We start from the raw sequence: 20,101 nt of genomic DNA on the forward strand, positions 1-20,101 counted from the left end.
AGGGCAACCTGTCGATTTTCCCCTTTGTATCCTTGCCTCTGCCACGGGCCAGCCCCGGGCGTTGTCGTGGGCGCCGTTCGCCGGCAAGCCGGCGCGTGAGCGAGCGCCGGTCGGTGTAGAAGCCGGCTTGCCAGCGAAGCCCTTCAGGCGCTGCGCCAGTTCAGGATCATCAGGGTCACCACCCCGGCAACAATTCCCCAGAACGCCGAGCCGATGGAGAACAGCGTCAGCCCCGACGCCGTGACCATGAAGGTGATCAGCGCCGCTTCCCGTTCCTTCACTTCGCTCATGGCGATGCTCAGGCCGTTGATAATCGAGCCGAACAGCGCCAGGGCCGCGATGGACAGCACCAGCTCCTTGGGCAGGGCGGCGAACAGCGCCGCCAGGGTGGCGCCGAAGACCCCGGCGATGCCGTAGAAAATCCCGCACCACACCGCCGCGGTGTAGCGCTTGCTGTGATCCTCATGGGCATGGGGGCCGGTGCAGATGGCGGCACTGATGGCCGCCAGGTTGATGCCATGGGAGCCGAAGGGCGCCAGCAGCAGCGAGGCCAACCCGGTGGCGGTGATCAGCGGCGAAGCCGGGACGTTGTAGCCGTCGGCCCGCAGCACGGCGATCCCCGGCATGTTCTGCGAGGTCATGGCCACCACGAACAGCGGAATGCCGATGCTGATGGTGGCGGCCAGGGAGAAGTGCGGCGTGGTCCATACCGGGGTCGCCACTTCCAGGTGAAAGCCGCTGAAGTCCAGCAGGCCCATGGCCCCGGACAAGGCCGTACCGATCAGCAGCGCAGCCAGTACCGCATAGCGCGGCGACAGGCGCTTGACCACCAGGTAGGTGAGGAACATGCCCAGCACCAGGCCGGTGCGGTGCTGGGCGGCGACGAAGATTTCACTGCCGATCTTGAACAGGATCCCCGCCAGCAGGGCCGCCGCCAGGGACGCCGGGATCTTTTTCATCAGCCGCTCGAAGCTGCCTGTCAGGCCGCACAGGGTCACCAGCACGGCGCAGGTGATATAGGCGCCGATGGCTTCGCCGTAGGTCACTCCGGACAGGCTGGTGATCAGCAGGGCGGCGCCGGGGGTCGACCAGGCGATGGTGATGGGGGTGCGATAGCGCAGGGAGAGGCCGATGCTGCACACCGCCATGCCGATGGAAATGGCCCAGATCCACGAGGAAATCTGACCGCTGGTCAGCCCGGCGGCCTGCCCGGCCTGGAACATCAGCACCAGGGAACTGGTATAGCCGGTCATCATGGCGATGAAGCCGGCCACTATGGCAGACGGCGAAGTGTCGGCCAGAGGGCGTAGCTGCGCGGGAGTGGCATCGGACATTACTGCTGTTCCTTGTTCTTGAAAGACGCAAAAAACCACATCCGGCGCGCATTGATCGAGGCGGGCTCGAGCAATGGGCCAGTAATGAGGTTCAAGGTCCAAGCCTAAACTTAAAAGTAACTTTGCATTGCAATACAGCCGTGACTACAAATAGCCGTACAGTCGTTGAACAAGTCGCGGGCCCGACAACACTTTTTGCTAGTGATGGCCATGGGTTGTGTACAATGTGCCCCTGTTTTAACGCGATACTTGCCAGCGACCCACCGTGGCGTATTAAAGTCACGCTGAAATCGCCGCAGTCCTCCCGACCCGAGTGCCCATGAACGAACAGTTGCAACCTCTCAAGAAACAACCGCGAGCAGGCAAAGCCGGTCGCAGCGGAACCCAGGACGATATTGTCTACGCGCACATCTTTGAGGCCATCCTCGAGCAGCGCCTGGCGCCGGGCACCAAATTGAGCGAAGAGGCGCTGGGGGAGATTTTCGGAGTCAGTCGGACCATCATCCGTCGCGCGCTGTCGCGCCTGGCCCATGAAGGCGTGGTCCTGCTGCGGCCCAACCGTGGCGCGGTCGTCGCCAGCCCGAGCGTCGAGGAAGCCCGCCAGGTATTTCTCGCCCGGCGCCTGGTGGAGCGGGCCATTACCGAACTGGCCGTGCAGCATGCCACTGCCGAGCAGTTGCTGGAGTTGCGGCAGATGGTCAACGAGGAACGCGACAGCTTTTCCCGCGGCGATCGTGGTGCCGGTATCCGCCTTTCCGGGGAGTTTCACCTGAAGCTGGCGGAAGCGGCGAAGAATGCCCCGCTGATCAGCTTCCAGCGCAGCCTGGTGTCCCAGACCTCGCTGATCATTGCCCAGTACGAAAGCGGTAACCGTTCGCACTGCTCCTACGATGAGCACACCCAACTGATCGATGCCATCGAAGCCCGGGACGGCGAGCTGGCGGTGAACCTGATGATGCACCACATGGACCACATCGACAGCAAGCTCAACCTCGACGAGGAAAGTGCCTCGGACGACCTGCATGCGGTGTTCTCGCACTTGCTGCAGACCAAGAAACCGGGGCGGCCAAGCGCCAAGCTCTAAGCTGCAAGCCTTGCGTTTCAAGCAATCCCTCGCTTCGTGTGCTGCACGGAGCGAGGGATTCTTGTTTCTGCGGCCCCTTGCCGGGCCTTGGCTTGGGCATTTTGTTGCGGTTTTTGTTTCAGATTGTATACAGTGACTGCTTCGAGGCGCATGGCCCGGCAGCAGTCGGCCAAGGCTCGCCTCTCGCCCTGCGAAAGGAGCCCGCGGCATGAGCGGCAGAACGCTACGTATTCATTCCTCCGCGATCCACTATTTCGACATGGTCCGGCGCTGCCGCTCGATCCGCGAGGCTGCCCGGCGCTTGAATGTCGCGTCCTCGGCAGTGAACCGGCAGATTCTCAAGATCGAGGACGAGATCGGCGCGCCGCTGTTCGAGCGCTTGCCCGGCGGCCTGCGCCTGACCATGGCCGGGGAGATTCTCAGCCGTCACGCCAACCTGGTGTTGCAGGACCTGGAGCGGGTGCGCCTGGAGTTCGACGCCTTGCGCGGCCTGAAAAGCGGCCACGTCGAGATCGCCACCGCCGAAGGTGCCACGGTGGATCTGCTGCCCTCGGTGCTCAAGCGCATGCGTGATCACTACCCGCAAGTGACCATCGGTGTGACCGTGCAGGGTTCGCAATCCATTCCCCAGGCCCTGATCAACAGCCGCGCCGACCTGGGCCTGGCCTTTGCTGTGCCACGGGCCGCGGAAATCCGCCAGTTGAGTGTCGGGCATTTCCGCCTCGGGGCGCTGGTCAGCCCGGACCACCCGCTGGCCGAGCGCGGCAGCGTCAATTTCGCCACCTGTGCCGAGCACGGGCTGATCCTGGCCAAGAGCGAGCTGTCGATCCATCACCTGCTGGCGCCGCTGCACAAGCGTCTGGGCCTGCTGGACAAACCGCCGCTGCAGAGCAACTCCATGGAGCTGGCGCGGCAGATGGCCCGGCACAACATGGGGGTGGCGTTCCAGACCCGGGTCGGGGTCGAGGCGGATCTGCAAAAGGGTGAGCTGTTGCATATTCCCCTGAGCGACCAGGGCGGCATCTACAGCGACCTGGGGCTCTACGCCCGCAGCGGGCGCGACCTGCCCAGCGCGGTGGAGGCGCTGGCGCATTTGCTCAGTGAGGAGATCGCTCTTCGCGAACGGGCCGAGCGCGCCTTCGGCCAGCCGGTGCTCTGAGTCCGGCCTCCTGGGCCTGTGTTGCCATTTCGGCAGCGCCCTGGTCGATATTCTGTGCTTTGGGCGCTGTAGCGCTTGTGTCGATACTGCGTGCGGTCGGCAGCCAGCGAAGCTGCCTAAAGCCACACCGCCACAGGACATAATAAAAATGAAAAAGGCACTACAAGGCGCAACCCTGCTGATGAGCATGATCGGAGCAGGGGAAGCGGCCGCCCTCGAGTGGATGAACAATAGCGTCGGCTTTCGATACGGCAAGGAGTTCACCAACCCGAACAACCCGCACTACATCAGCAAGCGCATCTACAGCTTCACCCACGCCAGCGGTTACCAGTACGGCAGCAACTACCTGCACCTGGATGTGCTGCTCTCCGACAACGACGACCCGCGCAAGGGCACCAACAAGGGCAGCAGCGAGGTCTACGGGGTCTATCGCCACCAGCTCTATTCCTCCCGGGTATTGGACACGCCGCTGGGCACCGGCCTGATCAAGGACTACGCGCTGACCATGGGTTTTGACGCCAGCCGCAACAACAACCTGGGGTCGGCGAAAAAGCGTGCCCTGGTCTTCGGCCCGACCCTTAAGTTCAACACCGTCGGGGTGCTGGACCTGAGCCTGCTGTACTACAAGGAAAACAACCATTCCGGGATCCCCGGGGCCAAGGACCCGGATCACACCTTCGACGACACCTACCTGCTCAACCTGGCCTGGATGCGACCTTTCGAAGTCGGCACCCACGCTGCCAAGTTCCAGGGTTTCGTCAACTACACCGGGGAGAAGGGCCACGACTACAACTACCGCGACACTGCCCCCGAAACCCTGATGCGTACCTCGTTGATGGTGGCAGTGCTGCCGGGCAAGAACGTCAAGCCCAACCTGTACCTGGGTGTCGGCTACGAGTACTGGCACAACAAGTTCGGGGTGGACGGCGGCCGTGGCAGCCGCACCTCGACACCGACCCTGAACATGGAAGTGACCTTCTAGGCTCGCCCGCAGTCCGGGCCTGGATGCAGGCAAAAAAATCCCCCGTACGCGTCTGGCGAACGGGGGATTTTCATTTTCCGGGGTTAGCGCTGGTGGACCTGCTGGCCGGCGGCAAAGGTCTGCAGCACGGTGCGATCGTCGCCCAGGGTCATCAGCACGAACAGGGTTTCGGCAATGCTGTTGGCTTGCTTGAGGCGGTAGCTGAGCAGCGGAGTGGCGTGGTAGTCGAGGACCAGGAAGTCGGCGTCGGTGCCCGGATGCAGGGTGCCGATCTTGTGTTCCAGGCGCAGGGTCCGGGCGCCGCCGAGGGTGGCCAGATACAGCGACTTGAACGGGCTCAGGCGCGCGCCTTGCAGTTGCATGACCTTGTAGGCCTCGTTGAGGGTCTGCAGCAGCGAGAAGCTGGTGCCGCCACCGACGTCGGTGCCCAGGCCGACATTGAGCTTGTGCTTTTCCGCCATCGGCAGGTTGAACAGGCCGCTGCCGAGGAAGAAGTTCGAGGTGGGGCAGAAGGCCACGGCCGAACCGGTTTCAGCCAGGCGTGCGCATTCGTCGTCGCACAGGTGCACGCCGTGGGCGAACACCGAACGCTCGCCGAGCAACTGGTAGTGGTCGTACACGTCCAGGTAACCCTTGCGCTCCGGGAACAGCTCCTTGACCCATTGGATTTCCTGCAGGTTCTCACTGATGTGGGTCTGCATGTAGAGGTCGGGGTATTCGGTCAGCAACTGGCCGGCCAGGGTCAGTTGCTCCGGGGTGCTGGTGGGGGCGAAGCGCGGGGTGACTGCGTAGTGCAGGCGGCCCTTGCCGTGCCAGCGCTCGATCAGCGCCTTGCTTTCCTGGTAGCCGGATTCGGCGGTGTCGGTCAGGTAGTCCGGGGCGTTGCGGTCCATCATCACCTTGCCGGCGATCATCCGCAGGTCGAGCTTCTCGGCGGCGGCGAAGAAGGCATTGACCGACTGCGGATGCACGCTGCCGAACACCAGGGCGGTGGTGGTGCCGTTGCGCAGCAGTTCCTTGATGAAGATGTCCGCCACTTCATTGGCGTGATCCGGGTCGGCGAACTGGCTTTCGCAGGGGAAGGTGTAGGTGTTGAGCCAGTCCAGCAACTGCTCGCCATAGGCGCCCACCATGCCGGTCTGCGGCAGGTGGATATGGGTGTCGATGAAGCCCGGTGTGATCAGGGCATCGGGATAGTGCTCGACCTGCACCCCGGCGGGCAGACCGGGCAGCAGTTCGCTGGCGTGGCCGAGGGCACTGATCCGGCCGTTTTCTACTACCAGCAGGCCGTCTTCGAAGTACTCATAGGAGGCTTCGATGCCGACTTCGGCCGGGTCGGCGATGCTGTGCAGGATGGCGGCACGGTAGGCTTTGCGAGTCAAAGGCATGGGGGATTCTCAGTGTGTGGCGTGTCAGTTTGCAGCCTGGCTGCGGCGTGATACCGGCAGCAGTTTGGCAATGGGTTCGGCACTGGCGCTGGGCTGGCCGAAATGGGCGTTATAGGTGGCGATGATCTCGCCGGCAATGGAGATGGCGATTTCCACAGGCAACTTGCCTTTGACTTCGCCGAGCCCCATCGGGCAGCGCATGCGCTGCAAGGTTTCGGCGTCGAAACCGCGGTCACGCAGGCGGTGTTCGAACTTGACCCGTTTGGTCTTCGAGCCGATCAGGCCGAAATAGGTGAAATCGTTGCGCTTGAGCAGGGCCGCGGTCAACTCCAGGTCCAGCTGGTGATTATGGGTCATGACGATGCAATAGCTGCCGGCGGGCAGATTGTCGATTTCGTCCACCGGTTCTTCGCTGACGATCTTGCGTACTCCAGGGGGGATCTGCTCGGGAAACTCCTGCTCCCGGGAATCGATCCAGCGTACCCGGCAGGGCAGGCTGGCCAGCAGTGGCACCAGCGCGCGGCCGACATGCCCGGCACCGAACACGGCGATCTGCGCCTGCACCTGGCCCATGGGTTCGAACAGCAGCACCGTGGCACCGCCGCAGCACTGACCGAGGCTGGCGCCGAGGCTGAAGCGCTGCAGATGGGTCGCCTGCTTGCCGGCAGCGAGTATGTCCCGGGCGATCTGCATGGCCTTGTATTCCAGGTGCCCGCCGCCAATGGTGTCGAAGGCCTGGGTGGCGCTGACCACCATTTTCGAGCCGGCATTGCGCGGCGTCGAGCCGAGCTCCTCGATGATGGTCACCAGCACGCAGGGTTCACCCTGGGTCTGCAGGTCGGCGAGGGCGCTGATCCAGTTGTACATGTTCACCTCGACATCTTGGTTGTCTGTGTGGGCCTCTTCCTCGGCAAGCCGGCTCCTGCAGGAGCCGGCTTGCCGACGCGGGCCGTTACAGCGGCGCCAGCTCGGCTTGCGGGTCCGCGGCCCTGGTCACCTGCAAGCGACGCATCTGCTCGCAGCCCCACAACACTCGCTCCGGTGTCGCCGGCGCATCGATCTGCGGCTGGTGGCGGTAGTCGCCGAGGCTCGCCACCGCATCCTTGATCGCGCACCAGGCGGCGATACCCAGCATGAACGGCGGTTCGCCCACGGCCTTGGAATGGAACACCGTGTCTTCCGGGTTCTTGCGGTTTTCCACCAGCTTGACTCGCAGGTCCAGGGGCATGTCGGCCACTGCCGGGATCTTGTAGCTGGCCGGGCCGCAGGTCATCAGCTTGCCCTTGGTGTTCCACACCAGTTCCTCGGTGGTCAGCCAGCCCATGCCCTGGATGTAGCCGCCCTCGACCTGGCCGATGTCGATGGCCGGGTTCAGCGAGGCGCCGACGTCATGCAGGATGTCGGTGCGCAGCATCTTGTACTCGCCGGTCAGGGTGTCGACTATCACCTCGGCGCAGGCCGCGCCGAAGGCGAAGTAGTAGAACGGCCGGCCCCGGGCCTGGGCACGGTCGTAGTAGATTTTCGGGGTCTTGTAGAAGCCGGTGCTGGAGAGCGACACCTGGGCAAAATAGGCCTGCTGGATCAGTTCCTCGAAGGTCAGGATATGCTCGCGGACACGCACATGGCCGTTGTGGAATTCCACATCTTCTTCGCTGACCTGATACTTGCGCGCGGCAAATTCCACCAGGCGGTTCTTGATGGTCTGCGCCGCGTTCTGCGCGGCCTTGCCGTTCAGGTCGGCACCACTGGAAGCGGCGGTGGGCGAGGTATTGGGCACCTTGTCGGTATTGGTGGCGGTGATCTGCACCCGGTCGATGTTCACCTGGAACACCTCGGCCACCACTTGCGCCACCTTGATATTCAGGCCCTGGCCCATTTCGGTGCCGCCGTGGTTCAGGTGGATGCTGCCGTCGGTGTAGACATGGATCAGCGCGCCGGCCTGGTTGAGGAAGCTGGCGGTGAAGGAAATGCCGAATTTCACCGGGGTCAGTGCCAGGCCCTTTTTCAGGATCGGGCTGTTGGCGTTGTACAGGCGGATGGCTTCGCGGCGTTCGGCGTACTGGCTGCTGGCTTCCAGTTCGGCGGTCATTTCCTCGAGCATGTTGTGCTCGACGGTCTGGTAGTAGTGGGTGACGTTGCGCTCGGTCTTGCCGTAGTAGTTGGCCTTGCGTACCGCCAGAGGGTCCAGGTGCAGATGGCGGGCGATGGCGTCCATCACCTCCTCGATGGCGACCATGCCCTGCGGGCCACCGAAGCCGCGATAGGCAGTGTTCGACGCCGTGTTGGTCTTGCAGCGGTGGCCGTTGATGGTGGCATCGCCCAGGTAGTACGAGTTGTCGGAGTGGAACATGGCACGGTCGACGATGGATGCCGAGAGGTCCGGTGAGCAGCCGCAGTTGCCCGCCAGTTCCAGCTGGATGCCGTGCAGGCGCCCGCTGCTGTCGAAGCCCACGTCGTATTCGACGTAGAAAGGGTGGCGCTTGCCGGTCATCAGCATGTCTTCGACCCGTGGCAGGCGCATCTTGGTCGGCTGGCCGGTCAGGCGTGCCACCACCGCGCACAGGCAGGCGGGGCTGGCGGCCTGGGTTTCCTTGCCGCCGAAGCCGCCGCCCATGCGCCGCATGTCCACCACTATCTTGTTCATCGAGACGTCCAGGACTTCCGCCACCAGCTTCTGCACTTCGGTGGGGTTCTGGGTCGAGCAGTAGACGATCATGCCGCCGTCTTCGGTGGGCATCACCGAGGAGATCTGGGTTTCCAGGTAGAAGTGTTCCTGGCCGCCGATGTGCAGCGTGCCCTGGATGCGGTGCTCGGCACTGGCGAGGGCGCTGGCCGAGTCGCCGCGCTGGTGGGTGTGGCTGTCCAGCACGAAGTGGCGCTTGCGCAGGGCCTCGACCACGTCGAGCACCGGCTCCAGGTCTTCGTATTCGATGATCGCGGCCATGGCCGCCTTGCGCGCGGTTTCCAGGTCCCTGGCGGCCACCGCCAGCACCGGCTGGCCGACGAACTCCACGGTGTCGATGGCCAGCAGCGGGTCGCCGGGCAGCAGCGGGCCGATATCCTTGAGGCCGGGAATGTCCTCGTGGGTAATGGCGATGCGCACGCCTTCGAAGGCGTAGCAGGGGGCGGTGTCGATGCTGATGACCTTGGCGTGGGCCCGATCCGACAGTCGCGCGTAGACGTGCAACTGGTTGGGGAATTCCAGGCGGTCGTCGATGTACACCGCTTCGCCGGACACATGTTTGTCGGCGCTGTCGTGCTTGACGCTGCGGCCGACGCCGCTGGTCAGGTCCTGGTGAAACAGGGCCGTGAGTTCGGCCTGGGTCTTCTCGACCTTGTGATGATTAGACATAAGCGGTCACCCGGGTCTCGATGTGCGGTGCATGCAGTTCGATGAAGTATTTGCGCAGCAGGTTCTGCGCGCTCAGCAGGCGGTATTCCTTGCTGGCGCGAAAATCCGAGAGCGGGGTGAAGTCTTCTGCCAGGGCGGCGCAGGCCCGCTCGATGCTCGATTGATTCCAGGGCGCGCCGATCAGTGCGGCTTCGCAGTTCTTGGCGCGCTTGGGGATCGCCGCCATGCCGCCGAAGGCGATGCGCGCATCGCTGACCACGCCGTTGTCGATGCGCAGGTTGAAAGCCGCGCAGACCGCGGAAATGTCGTCGTCCAGGCGCTTGGAGACCTTGTAGGCGCGGAACAGCCGTTCGGCGCTGGCCCGGGGCACGATGATCTTCTCGATGAACTCGCTTTCCTGGCGGGCGGTGACCCGGTAATCGATGAAATAGTCTTCCAGGGCCAGGGTGCGGCGCACTTCGCCCTTGCACAGGACGATCTGCGCGCCCAGGGCGATCAGCAGCGGCGGCGAGTCGCCGATGGGCGAGGCGTTGCCGATGTTGCCGCCCAGGGTGCCCTGGTTGCGGATCTGCAGCGAGGCGAAGCGCTGCAGCAGTTCGCCGAAGTCCGGATACTCGGCGCGCAGGGCGTCGTAGCAGTCGGTGAGGGCGGTGGCGGCGCCGATTTCCAGGTGATCGTCGAAGTGCTCGATGCGCTTCATCTGGGCAATGTTGCCGACGTAGATCATCACCGGCAGGGTGCGGTGGAACTGGGTCACCTCCAGGGCCAGGTCGGTGCCGCCGGCCAGCAGCCGGGCTTGCGGGTAGGCGTCATAAAGGTCGGCCAGATCAGCCACCGTCAGCGGCACCAGGCAGCGCTTGTCGCCACTGTTGAGCTCACCGGTGTCCTTGGGCGCAATGGCCTTGAGGCGGCTGATGGTCTCGGCCTGGCGCGCATCGAACTGATCGCTCTGCCCACCACAGCAGGCCTGCTCGGCGGCGGCGAGGATCGGCCGGTAGCCAGTGCAGCGGCAGAGGTTGCCGGCCAGGGCTTCATGGGCCTTGTGGGCGTCGGGCTGGCTGCTGTTTTTCTGCAGGGCGAACAGCGACATGACGAAGCCCGGGGTGCAGAAGCCGCACTGCGAGCCGTGGCAGTCGACCATGGCCTGCTGCACGCTGTGCAGTTGCCCCTGGTGCTTGAGGCCTTCGACGCTGATCAGGTGCTTGCCGTGCAGGGAGGAAACGAAGGTCAGGCACGAATTGAGGCTGCGATAGCGAATGCTTTCGCCGCCTTGCGCATCCGTCTGCAACTCGCCCACCACCACGGTGCAGGCGCCGCAGTCGCCGCTGGCGCAGCCTTCCTTGGTGCCGGGCTTGCCCTGGTGCTCGCGCAGATAGTTGAGCACGGTCAGGTTGGGGTCCAGGGCATGCTCGCTACGGAGTTCCTGGTTGAGTAAAAACTGGATCACGGAAGGCCTCGCAGACTCATTATTGTTGTTAACCGACGTCAGCCGAATTTAGTCATGTCTGACTTTTCGGTCAATGATTTTCTGACTTCAAGGTCAGGAAATTTTCGACTCCAACAATTCAAGTATGAACGGCTATGGAAAATTGCTCGGATCACGGTCAATTTGCTTATTTCGTGCCAAATTCCGCCCCTTGGGCACTCCGCGATGAAGTGGCAATTGCGCTACACTGCGCGGCTTGTGCCGATTAAAGATTTTGAAGGAAAACCATGACGTTCAAGGCGCCGGACAGCCTCGCCGAGCAAATTGCTCACCACCTCGCCGAACGTATCATTCGCGGGGATCTCAAGCCTGGGGAGCGCATTCAGGAACAGAAGGTCACCTTGGCCCTCAATGTCAGCCGTGGTTCGGTCCGCGAGGCCTTGCTGATCCTCGAGCGCCGCCATCTGATCGCCATCTTGCCGCGCCGTGGTGCCCATGTGACCGAGCTCACCGAGCACAAGGTCCGCAGCCTGTGCACGCTGATGAGCGAGCTGTACATCCTGCTGGGCAACTCGGTGGCCAGCGGCTGGACACAGCAGAGCGACATGACGCCATTCCTGCAGATCCAGCAGCGCCTGGAGAGTGCCTACGAACGCCAGGACATCCGCGCCTTCGTCGAAGACAGCTTCAGCGTGATGCGCGCGGCTTATCCGTTCGCCAACAACCCCTACCTGCAGGAGACTGTCGAGAACCTGCAGCCGGCCATGAGCCGCGCCTATTACCTGGCGCTGGACCAGCGCAAGGCATCCATGAGCGAGTACCTGGCGTTGTTCGAGCAACTGCTGGCCGCGGTATTGGCCCGTGACCTGGTGCAGATCCGCCAGGTGCTGACGGCCTACGCCGAGCGCAGCAGCGATCTGGTGGTATCTGCGTTGGCGGATGCGTAAACGTGCGACTCAAGTGCATCAAGCTGGCGGGGTTCAAGTCCTTCGTCGATCCGACCACGGTGAACTTCCCCAGTAACATGGCGGCGGTGGTCGGGCCCAATGGCTGCGGCAAGTCGAACATCATCGACGCCGTGCGCTGGGTCATGGGCGAAAGTTCGGCGAAGAACCTGCGCGGCGAGTCGATGACCGACGTCATCTTCAACGGCTCCACCAGCCGCAAGCCGGTGAGCCAGGCCAGCATCGAACTGGTGTTCGACAACTCCGATGGCACCCTGGTGGGCGAGTACGCCGCCTATGCGGAAATCTCCATTCGCCGCAAGGTGACCCGCGACAGCCAGAACAGTTATTTCCTCAACGGCGCCAAATGTCGCCGTCGGGATATCACCGACATCTTCCTCGGCACCGGCCTGGGGCCACGCAGCTACTCGATCATCGAGCAGGGCATGATCTCCAAGCTGATCGAAGCCAAGCCCGAGGATTTGCGCAACTTCATCGAGGAAGCCGCGGGCATCTCCAAGTACAAGGAGCGCCGGCGCGAGACGGAAAACCGCATCCGCCGCACCCACGAGAACCTCGCCCGCCTGACCGACCTGCGCGAAGAGCTGGAGCGTCAGCTCGAACGCTTGCATCGCCAGGCCCAGGCCGCCGAGAAGTATCAGGAGTACAAGGCCGAGGAGCGCCAGCTCAAGGCGCAACTGTCGGCCCTGCGCTGGCAAGCCCTGAATGAGCAGGTGGGCCAGCGCGAGTCGGTGATTGGTAGCCAGGAAGTCAGCTTCGAGGCCCTGGTGGCCGAGCAGCGCAATGCCGATGCTGCTATCGAACGCTTTCGTGACGGGCACCACGAGCTCTCCGAACGCTTCAATCTGGTGCAGGGGCGCTTCTATTCGGTGGGCGGTGACATCGCCCGGGTCGAGCAGAGCATCCAGCATGGCCAGCAGCGCCTGCGGCAGTTGCAGGACGACCTCAAGGAAGCCGAGCGCGCGCGCCTGGAAACCGAGTCGCACCTGGGGCACGACCGCACTTTGCTGGCGACCCTGGGGGAAGAACTGGCGATGCTCGAGCCCGAGCAGGAAGTCACCGCCGCCGCAGCCGAAGAAGCCGCCGCAACCCTGGAAGAGGCCGAAACCACCATGCACGGCTGGCAGGAGCAGTGGGACGCCTTCAACCTGAGCTCCGCCGAGCCGCGGCGCCAGGCGGAAGTGCAGCAGTCGCGCATCCAGCAGCTCGAAGGCAGCATGGAGCGGCTGTCCGAGCGCCAACGGCGCCTGGGGGAGGAGCGCGAGTTGCTTTCGGCCGACCCGGAAGATGCGGCGATCCTTGAAGTCAACGAACAACTGGCCGCCAGTGAGGCGACCCTGGAAGACCTGCAAGCCAGCGAGGAGTCCCAGGTCGAGCGCCTGGAACAACTGCGCCAGCAATTGCAGCAGGCGACCCAGGCACAGCAGCAGGCCCAGGGTGAATTGCAGCGCCTCAATGGCCGGCTGGCCTCCCTGGAAGCCTTGCAGCAGGCCGCGCTGGACCCCGCTACTGGCACTGCTGAATGGTTGCGTGAGCAGCAGTTGGCCGAGCGTCCGCGCCTGGCCGATGGCATGCATGTGGAAGCGGGCTGGGAGCTGGCGGTGGAAACCGTGCTTGGCGCCGATCTGCAGGCGGTGCTGGTGGACGATTTTACCGGCCTTGACCTCGCGGGTTTCCAGCAAGGCGATCTGCGCCTGCTGAGCCAGCAAGGCGATGCAATGCGCATCCCCGGCAGCTTGCTGGACAAGGTGGAATCCACGGTGGATCTGTCGCCTTGGCTGGGTCAGGTCAAACCGGTGGAAAACCTCGAACAGGCCCTGGCCTTGCGGGGGCAACTGGCTGCCGGACAGAGCCTGATCAGCCGCGATGGCTACTGGGTCGGCCGGCATTTTTTGCGGGTGCGCCGCGCCAGCGAAGCGGAAAGCGGCGTGCTGGCCCGGGGTCAGGAAATCCAGCAATTGACCCAGGAGCGCGATGAGCGCGAAGCCAGTGTCGAGGCCCTGGAAAGCCAGTTGCTCAACCTGCGGGCCCAGCAGCGCCAGCAGGAGAACGGTCGCGAGCATCTGCGCCGTCTGCTGCAGGACGAAGCCCGCCAGCAAGGTGAGCTGAAGGCCAAGCTGTCTGCCGGCAAGGCCAAGGCCGAACAACTGACCTTGCGGCGTACCCGTCTCGATGAAGAGCTGGTGGAGCTTGGCGAACAGCGCGAGCTGGAACACGAACAGATTGGGGAGGCGCGCCTGCAATTGCAGGACGCTCTCGACAGCATGGCCCTGGACACCGAGCAGCGTGAGCTGCTGCTGGCCCAGCGCGACAGCCTGCGCGAGCGTCTTGACCGGGTGCGCCAGGAAGCGCGCCAGCACAAGGATCACGCCCACCAGTTGGCAGTGCGCATGGGCTCGCTCAAGGCCCAGCACGATTCCACCCGGCAGGCTCTGGAGCGTCTGGAGCTGCAATCCGAGCGTCTGACCGAGAAGCGCGAACAACTCAGCCTCAACCTGGAAGAAGGCGAGGCGCCATTGGAAGAGTTGCGCCTGAAGCTCGAAGAGCTGCTGGAAAAGCGCATGACCGTGGATGTGGAGCTCAAGACCGCGCAGATCGCCCTGGAAGATGCCGACCGCGAACTGCGCGATGCCGAGAAGCGCCGCAACCAGGCCGAGCAGCAGTCGCAGTTGATTCGTGGCCAGTTGGAGCAGCAGCGCATGGAATGGCAAGCCCTGACCGTGCGCCGCAAGACCTTGCAGGAGCAACTGCTGGCCGACGGCTACGACCTGGACGGTGTGCTGGCGACCCTGACCGCAGAAGCCAGCGAGCAGGCCGCCGAAGAAGAGCTGGAACGGATTGCCGCACGGATCCAGCGCCTGGGCGCAATCAACCTGGCGGCCATCGACGAGTATCAGCAGCAGTCCGAGCGCAAGCGCTATCTGGATGCCCAGGATGCCGACCTGGTGGAGGCCCTGGAAACCCTGGAGAACGTGATCCGCAAGATCGACAAGGAAACCCGTAATCGATTCAAAGATACCTTTGATCAGATCAACGGCGGTTTGCAGGCACTCTTTCCAAAAGTTTTCGGTGGCGGCAGCGCATATTTGGAACTGACGGGCGAAGATCTACTCGATACAGGGGTAACGATCATGGCGCGTCCTCCGGGCAAGAAGAACAGCACCATTCATTTGCTCTCCGGTGGCGAAAAGGCATTGACCGCATTGGCCCTGGTATTTGCCATCTTCAAGTTGAACCCGGCGCCGTTCTGCATGCTCGACGAAGTTGACGCACCGCTGGATGACGCTAACGTTGGACGCTACGCGAGATTGGTTAAAGAGATGTCGCAGACCGTGCAGTTCATCTATATCACCCACAACAAGATCGCCATGGAAATGGCTGATCAGTTGATGGGGGTAACGATGCACGAACCCGGTTGTTCGCGCCTGGTAGCCGTGGATGTCGAGGAGGCGATGGCGATGGTGGACGCTTGAGTCCGGGCGACTGAGGCGACTGTAGGGGGCAAGTAGGGGGGATTTTTCCCATTACCCAGCTGGCCAATCGATATATTGGCCCTAGCCGTTGCGACAGACGGTGTAAAGTTGCCTTTGGTCGTGCTAGTTTAATGTCAATTTTTCCTATGCGTGGGCAAAACGCCATTCAGAACATAGAGTTGGCGCCACGTTTTAAAGCGGTTTGCAGATTGTAAACCCCTTATTTTTCAGCATTTTTTATAGAGGCACGGGATTACATGGAAATCGGTCTGCGCGAGTGGCTGATCGTCATCGGCATTATTGTTATCGCCGGTATTCTTTTTGATGGCTGGCGGCGTATGCGCGGCGGCAAGGGGAAGTTGAAGTTCCGTCTTGATCGAAGTCTTTCCAATCTGCCGGACGATGAAGGCAGTGCCGAGCTGTTGGGCCCGCCCCGCGTTCTGGATACCCATAAAGAGCCGCAGTTGGACGAGCATGACCTGCCGTCGGTCAGCATGCCTGCCCGCGAACCGCGGGAAAGCTCTTCGTCCAAGCGCGGCAAGCGCGGTGGCGAGCCGCATCAGGGCGACCTCAACCTGGACCTGGATCTGGACAGTGGCCCGAGCTTCAGCAGCCGCGACGATGATTTCCCGGTTGAGGAAAGCAAGTCTGCGAGCCACAGCGACAAGGACCAGCCGCAAGCCGAAGAAGTGCTGGTGATCAGCGTGATCTGCCGCGACGCTGCCGGCTTCAAGGGGCCGGCCCTGTTGCAGAACATCCTGGAAAGCGGCCTGCGTTTTGGCGAGATGGATATTTTCCACCGCCACGAAAGCATGGCTGGCAACGGCGAGGTGCTGTTCTCCATGGCCAACGCGGTCAAGCCGGGCGTGTTCGACCTGGACGATATCGACCACTTCAGCACCCCGGCTGTCAGCTTCTTCCTCGGCCTGCCGGGCCCGCGTCACCCCAAGCAAGCCTTCGACGTGATGGTGGCGGCGGCGCGTAAGTTGTCTCAGGAGCTCAATGGCGAGCTCAAGGACGATCAACGCAGCGTCCTGACTGCCCAGACCATCGAACACTACCGCCAGCGCATCGTCGAATTCGAACGCCGCGCCCTGACCCAAAAGCGCTAAGCTCCTGAAGCCAGCCCCTCCATGTAGGGGCTGGCTTGTACAGGAACTGGCTTGCCAGCGAAGTCCTTGCCCCAATCTTCAGATCGAGCAGCCTAGGCTGCTCTTTTGCTTTGTGAGAGAACCCCATGACCGCCGCCGAAACCCGCATTCTTGAGCTGCGCGCTGAGCTGGACCAGCACAATTACCGCTACCACGTACTGGATGAACCCAGCATCCCGGATGCGGAATACGACCGGCTGTTCCGTGAGCTCAAGGCCCTGGAAGCCGAGCACCCTGAACTGGTGACCAGCGATTCGCCAACCCAGCGTGTCGGCAGCGCAGCGCTTTCGGCCTTCACCCAGGTGCGTCATGAAATCCCCATGCTCAGCCTCGGCAACGCTTTCGAGGAAGTCGACATGCGCGAGTTCGATCGCCGGGTCAACGAAGGCCTGGACCTGCCGGCCGGTGATCTGTTCGGTGGCGGCGCGGCGGTGGAGTACAGCTGCGAGCCCAAGCTCGATGGCCTGGCAGTCAGCCTGCTGTACCAGGATGGCGTACTGGTACGCGGCGCCACCCGTGGCGATGGCACCACCGGTGAAGACATCAGCGTCAATGTGCGTACCGTGCGCAACATTCCCCTCAAGCTGCAAGGCAGTGGCTGGCCGGCAACCCTGGAAGTGCGCGGTGAAGTGTTCATGTCCAAGGCCGGCTTCGAGCGCCTGAACGCTGCGCAACTGGAAGCGGGCGGCAAGACTTTCGCCAACCCGCGCAACGCAGCGGCGGGCAGCCTGCGCCAGCTGGATTCGAAGATCACCGCCAGTCGGCCCCTGGAGTTCTGCTGCTATGGCCTGGGCCAGGTCAGCGCGGACATCGCCGACACCCATATCGGCAACCTTGAACGGTTGAAGCAGTGGGGCATGCCCATCAGTCGTGAACTGCGGCTGGCCAAGGGCATCGACGAATGCCTGGACTACTACCGCGAGATCGGCGAGCGGCGCAATGCGTTGCCTTATGAGATCGACGGCGTGGTGTTCAAGGTCAACAGCATCGCCTCCCAGCGGGAACTGGGTTTCCGTGCCCGGGAGCCGCGCTGGGCCATCGCCCACAAGTTCCCGGCCATGGAAGAGCTCACCGAGCTGCTGGACGTGGAGTTCCAGGTTGGTCGTACCGGCGCCGTGACGCCGGTGGCGCGCTTGCAGCCGGTCAAGGTGGCCGGGGTCACTGTATCCAACGCTACTTTGCACAACATGGATGAAGTGGCGCGCCTGGGCTTGATGATCGGTGACACGGTGATCATCCGCCGTGCCGGCGACGTGATTCCGCAAGTGGTGCAAGTGGTGACCGAGCGTCGTCCGGAGAACGCCCGCCCGGTGCAGATCCCCGAGAGCTGCCCGGTCTGTGGTTCCCACGTAGAGCGCACGCAACTGGTCAAGCGCAGCAAGGGCCGGGAAACCGTCAGCGAAGGTGCGGTGTATCGCTGCGTTGGCCGGCTGGCCTGCGGGGCCCAGCTCAAGCAGGCGATCATCCATTTTGTGTCCCGTCGTGCCATGGATATCGAAGGCCTGGGGGACAAGACCATCGAACAGTTGGTGGACGAGAACCTTATTGCCTCGCCGGCTGATCTCTACAGGCTCAAATACGAGCAGATCATCGACCTGGAAGGCTTTGCCGAGGTGTCCAGCAACAAACTGCTCAAGGCCATCGAAGACAGCAAGCGTCCGGCCCTGGCGCGCTTCATCTATGCCCTGGGTATCCCGGATGTCGGCGAGGAAACCGCCAAGGTCCTGGCACGCTCCCTGGGCAGCCTGGAGCGGGTTCAGCAGGCACTGCCGCAAGTGCTGACCTATCTGCCGGATGTCGGTCTGGAAGTGGCTCACGAAATCCACAGCTTCTTTGAGGACAGTCATAACCAGGAAGTCATCGGTTCCCTGCTGGCGGCAGATCAATGCGGCCTGGTGCTGCAGGATCAGGGCGAACTGGGCGCCGAATTCGCCGCCAGCACCACCCTGGGCGGCATGCTCGACAAGCTCAACATCCCTTCAGTAGGCCCGGGCGCCGCGCAGAAACTGGCGGACAAGTTCGGCTCACTGCAAGGCGTGATCGAGGCCGACTGGCTGGACATGCGCCAGGCGCTGCCAGAGAAGCAGGCCAAGGCGGTGCGTGAATTCTTCGACAACCCGGCCAATGCACAACTGGCCCAGGCCATTGAGCAGCAGCTGCAGGCCTTTGGCATGCATTGGCAAAGCGAGAAGAAGGTGGTTGCGGGCCTGCCGCTGGCGGGGCAGACCTGGGTGCTTACGGGCTCCCTGGAACTGATGAGCCGCGACGTGGCCAAGGACAAGCTGGAAAGCCTTGGTGCCAAGGTGGCGGGTTCGGTCTCGGCGAAGACTCACTGCGTGGTGGCCGGCCCCGGCGCCGGTTCCAAACTGGCCAAGGCCAACGAACTGGGGCTCAAGGTGCTGGACGAAGAAGCCTTCGTGGCTTTCCTGACCGAGCACGGCGTCCCGACCTGACCTGTAGCCGCTGCCGTGCCTTCGGGTGCGCCTCGTCGCCAGCGGCGCAGTGGTACGAATCTTGGAACCCCACAGGCTTGCCCATGATCTAGTCTTGGCAAGCCCCAGGGAGGATTCGCCATGTACCGCTTCTTCGAGCAGCTCAGTTCCCGGATCGCCGCACCCTTCGTCGGCGACCGTTCACGTAACAGCAAACTCTGGTCCTGCCGCTGCGGGCAATCGCTGTTCTTTCGCAACAGCCAGTGCCTGGCCTGTTCGGCAATGCTTGGCTATGCACCACACCTGGGTCTGCTGTCTTCCCTGCAGCCCGGGCCGGCGGGCGATACCTGGGTGCTGGATGCCAAGCCCGAAGCCGGCGCCTTCAGGCGTTGCGCCAACCTCGATACCCCGGCAGCCTGCAACTGGCTGCTGCCGGCGCATCTGACCGACAGCCTGTGTGTGGCCTGCAAGCTCAATCGCACCATTCCCGACCTGTCCATAGCCGAGAACCCGGAGCGCTGGCGCAAGGTGGAAATTGCCAAGCGCCGGCTGGTAGCGCAATTGCTTGACCTGGGGCTGCAGGTGATCCCCAAGGGCGAAGATGAGCAGGCCGGGCTGGCCTTTGATTTCATCGGTGTTGATCTGGAGGGCAGGGCGCCGGTTACCGGGCATGCCAACGGCCTCATTACGCTGGATATCAAGGAAGCCGACGACGCCCACCGGGAAAAGATCCGTGCCCAGATGCATGAGCCTTACCGCACCCTGCTCGGGCATTTCCGTCACGAAGTGGGGCATTACTACTGGGACCGGTTGATAGCCAACAGCCCCTGGCTGGAAGCCTTTCGCAGCCTCTTCGGCGATGAACGCTACAGCTATGCGCAAGCTCTGGAGCGGCACTATCAGAAGGGCGCGCCGGCTGGCTGGCAGCAAAGCCATGTCAGCGCCTACGCCACCATGCACCCCTGGGAAGACTGGGCGGAGACCTGGGCTCACTACCTGCACATGGTGGATGCAGTGGACACCGCCCTGGGTTTCGGCATGAGCGCCCGGGACGTCGACCTCGACTACCAGCCGTTTCCCTTGAGCAGCCTCTATGATCCGCAGCATCCAGGCGGGCCGGCGTTCCTGGCTTTCGTCAACGCCTGGATCGAACTGGCGGGCATGCTCAACGAACTGTCCCGCAGCATGGGCCAACCGGATTTCTACCCCTTCATCCTGCCGCCTGCGGTGATTGCCAAATTGCATTTCATCCACCTGGTGATCCAGCAGGAAGGCGGCCGCGCCGACGAAGTCCTGTCCCTGGACTGATCCTCGCCGTCCTGTAGGGGCGAGCTTGCTCGCGAAGGCCCCAGCGC

The 20,101-nt window shown here is 63.1% G+C and carries 13 protein-coding genes; 8 read left to right on the forward strand and 5 right to left on the reverse strand.

What is annotated here, in order from left to right:
• Positions 1-143: 143 nt before the first annotated feature.
• Entirely contained in the window at positions 144-1,334 is a 1,191-nt protein-coding gene (locus KI242_RS09880) for a benzoate/H(+) symporter BenE family transporter (protein WP_015634764.1), read from the reverse strand.
• Positions 1,335-1,653: 319 nt separating this feature from the next.
• On the opposite strand from KI242_RS09880, the gene KI242_RS09885 reads away from it, so the two are divergent.
• The 3 genes from KI242_RS09885 to KI242_RS09895 all read left to right on the forward strand — a co-directional run bounded on the left by KI242_RS09885 (position 1,654) and on the right by KI242_RS09895 (position 4,559).
• Complete coding sequence (locus KI242_RS09885) at positions 1,654-2,418, forward strand: GntR family transcriptional regulator (RefSeq protein ID WP_011060203.1); 765 nt, start codon at positions 1,654-1,656, stop codon at positions 2,416-2,418.
• 208 nt (positions 2,419-2,626) lie between these two features.
• A complete protein-coding gene (locus KI242_RS09890; RefSeq protein WP_015634765.1) occupies positions 2,627-3,577 on the forward strand; it encodes a LysR family transcriptional regulator in 951 nt (316 codons plus the stop codon).
• Between the two features lie 148 nt (positions 3,578-3,725).
• A complete protein-coding gene (locus KI242_RS09895; RefSeq protein ID WP_015634766.1) occupies positions 3,726-4,559 on the forward strand; it encodes a hypothetical protein in 834 nt (277 codons plus the stop codon).
• Positions 4,560-4,642: 83 nt separating this feature from the next.
• On the opposite strand, the gene guaD is transcribed toward KI242_RS09895, so the two are convergent.
• The 4 genes from guaD to xdhA all read right to left on the reverse strand — a co-directional run bounded on the left by guaD (position 4,643) and on the right by xdhA (position 10,746).
• On the reverse strand, positions 4,643-5,947 hold the full coding sequence (guaD, locus tag KI242_RS09900; RefSeq protein WP_123430273.1) for a guanine deaminase: 1,305 nt from the start codon (positions 5,945-5,947) through the stop codon (positions 4,643-4,645).
• A gap of 24 nt (positions 5,948-5,971) precedes the next feature.
• Positions 5,972-6,814 carry a xanthine dehydrogenase accessory protein XdhC gene (gene xdhC, locus KI242_RS09905; RefSeq protein WP_123430274.1) on the reverse strand — a complete coding sequence of 281 codons (843 nt, stop codon included), beginning with the start codon at positions 6,812-6,814 and terminating at the stop codon, positions 5,972-5,974.
• An 85-nt stretch (positions 6,815-6,899) separates the two neighbouring features.
• Positions 6,900-9,299 carry a xanthine dehydrogenase molybdopterin binding subunit gene (gene xdhB, locus KI242_RS09910; RefSeq protein WP_011060208.1) on the reverse strand — a complete coding sequence of 800 codons (2,400 nt, stop codon included), beginning with the start codon at positions 9,297-9,299 and terminating at the stop codon, positions 6,900-6,902.
• Positions 9,292-10,746 (reverse strand): xanthine dehydrogenase small subunit, encoded by a 1,455-nt coding sequence (gene xdhA, locus KI242_RS09915; RefSeq protein ID WP_077933647.1) that lies wholly within the window; start codon positions 10,744-10,746, stop codon positions 9,292-9,294. The genes xdhB and xdhA overlap by 8 nt, the downstream gene beginning before the upstream one ends.
• 266 nt (positions 10,747-11,012) lie before the next feature.
• Between xdhA and KI242_RS09920 the strand changes: the two genes are divergently transcribed.
• The 5 genes from KI242_RS09920 to KI242_RS09940 all read left to right on the forward strand — a co-directional run bounded on the left by KI242_RS09920 (position 11,013) and on the right by KI242_RS09940 (position 20,054).
• Positions 11,013-11,672 carry a GntR family transcriptional regulator gene (locus tag KI242_RS09920; protein ID WP_011060210.1) on the forward strand — a complete coding sequence of 220 codons (660 nt, stop codon included), beginning with the start codon at positions 11,013-11,015 and terminating at the stop codon, positions 11,670-11,672.
• A gap of 2 nt (positions 11,673-11,674) precedes the next feature.
• Positions 11,675-15,163: a chromosome segregation protein SMC gene (smc, locus tag KI242_RS09925; protein WP_212806077.1), complete on the forward strand. Its 3,489-nt coding sequence runs from the start codon at positions 11,675-11,677 to the stop codon at positions 15,161-15,163.
• A 257-nt stretch (positions 15,164-15,420) separates the two neighbouring features.
• Positions 15,421-16,275 (forward strand): cell division protein ZipA, encoded by an 855-nt coding sequence (gene zipA, locus KI242_RS09930; protein ID WP_011060212.1) that lies wholly within the window; start codon positions 15,421-15,423, stop codon positions 16,273-16,275.
• 125 nt (positions 16,276-16,400) lie between these two features.
• Positions 16,401-18,767: an NAD-dependent DNA ligase LigA gene (gene ligA, locus KI242_RS09935; protein ID WP_011060213.1), complete on the forward strand. Its 2,367-nt coding sequence runs from the start codon at positions 16,401-16,403 to the stop codon at positions 18,765-18,767.
• A gap of 120 nt (positions 18,768-18,887) precedes the next feature.
• Positions 18,888-20,054, forward strand: coding sequence for a putative zinc-binding metallopeptidase (locus KI242_RS09940; protein ID WP_011060214.1), 1,167 nt, complete (start codon positions 18,888-18,890; stop codon positions 20,052-20,054).
• Positions 20,055-20,101: the final 47 nt, after the last annotated feature.

This window comes from Pseudomonas sp. Eqa60 (assembly GCF_018326405.1).
Classification (GTDB): Bacteria; Pseudomonadota; Gammaproteobacteria; order Pseudomonadales; family Pseudomonadaceae; genus Aquipseudomonas; species Aquipseudomonas protegens.

What these genes read in the sequence shown, in the direction of transcription:
- KI242_RS09940 (WP_011060214.1), top strand. Translation starts at nt 18,888, where the DNA reads ATGTACCGCTTCTTCGAGCAGCTCAGTTCCCGGATCGCCGCACCCTTC.
- zipA (WP_011060212.1), top strand. Translation starts at nt 15,421, where the DNA reads ATGGAAATCGGTCTGCGCGAGTGGCTGATCGTCATCGGCATTATTGTT.
- xdhB (WP_011060208.1), bottom strand. Translation starts at nt 9,299, where the DNA reads ATGTCTAATCATCACAAGGTCGAGAAGACCCAGGCCGAACTCACGGCC.
- KI242_RS09885 (WP_011060203.1), top strand. Translation starts at nt 1,654, where the DNA reads ATGAACGAACAGTTGCAACCTCTCAAGAAACAACCGCGAGCAGGCAAA.
- KI242_RS09890 (WP_015634765.1), top strand. Translation starts at nt 2,627, where the DNA reads ATGAGCGGCAGAACGCTACGTATTCATTCCTCCGCGATCCACTATTTC.
- KI242_RS09895 (WP_015634766.1), top strand. Translation starts at nt 3,726, where the DNA reads ATGAAAAAGGCACTACAAGGCGCAACCCTGCTGATGAGCATGATCGGA.
- xdhC (WP_123430274.1), bottom strand. Translation starts at nt 6,814, where the DNA reads ATGTACAACTGGATCAGCGCCCTCGCCGACCTGCAGACCCAGGGTGAA.
- ligA (WP_011060213.1), top strand. Translation starts at nt 16,401, where the DNA reads ATGACCGCCGCCGAAACCCGCATTCTTGAGCTGCGCGCTGAGCTGGAC.
- KI242_RS09880 (WP_015634764.1), bottom strand. Translation starts at nt 1,334, where the DNA reads ATGTCCGATGCCACTCCCGCGCAGCTACGCCCTCTGGCCGACACTTCG.
- guaD (WP_123430273.1), bottom strand. Translation starts at nt 5,947, where the DNA reads ATGCCTTTGACTCGCAAAGCCTACCGTGCCGCCATCCTGCACAGCATC.
- KI242_RS09920 (WP_011060210.1), top strand. Translation starts at nt 11,013, where the DNA reads ATGACGTTCAAGGCGCCGGACAGCCTCGCCGAGCAAATTGCTCACCAC.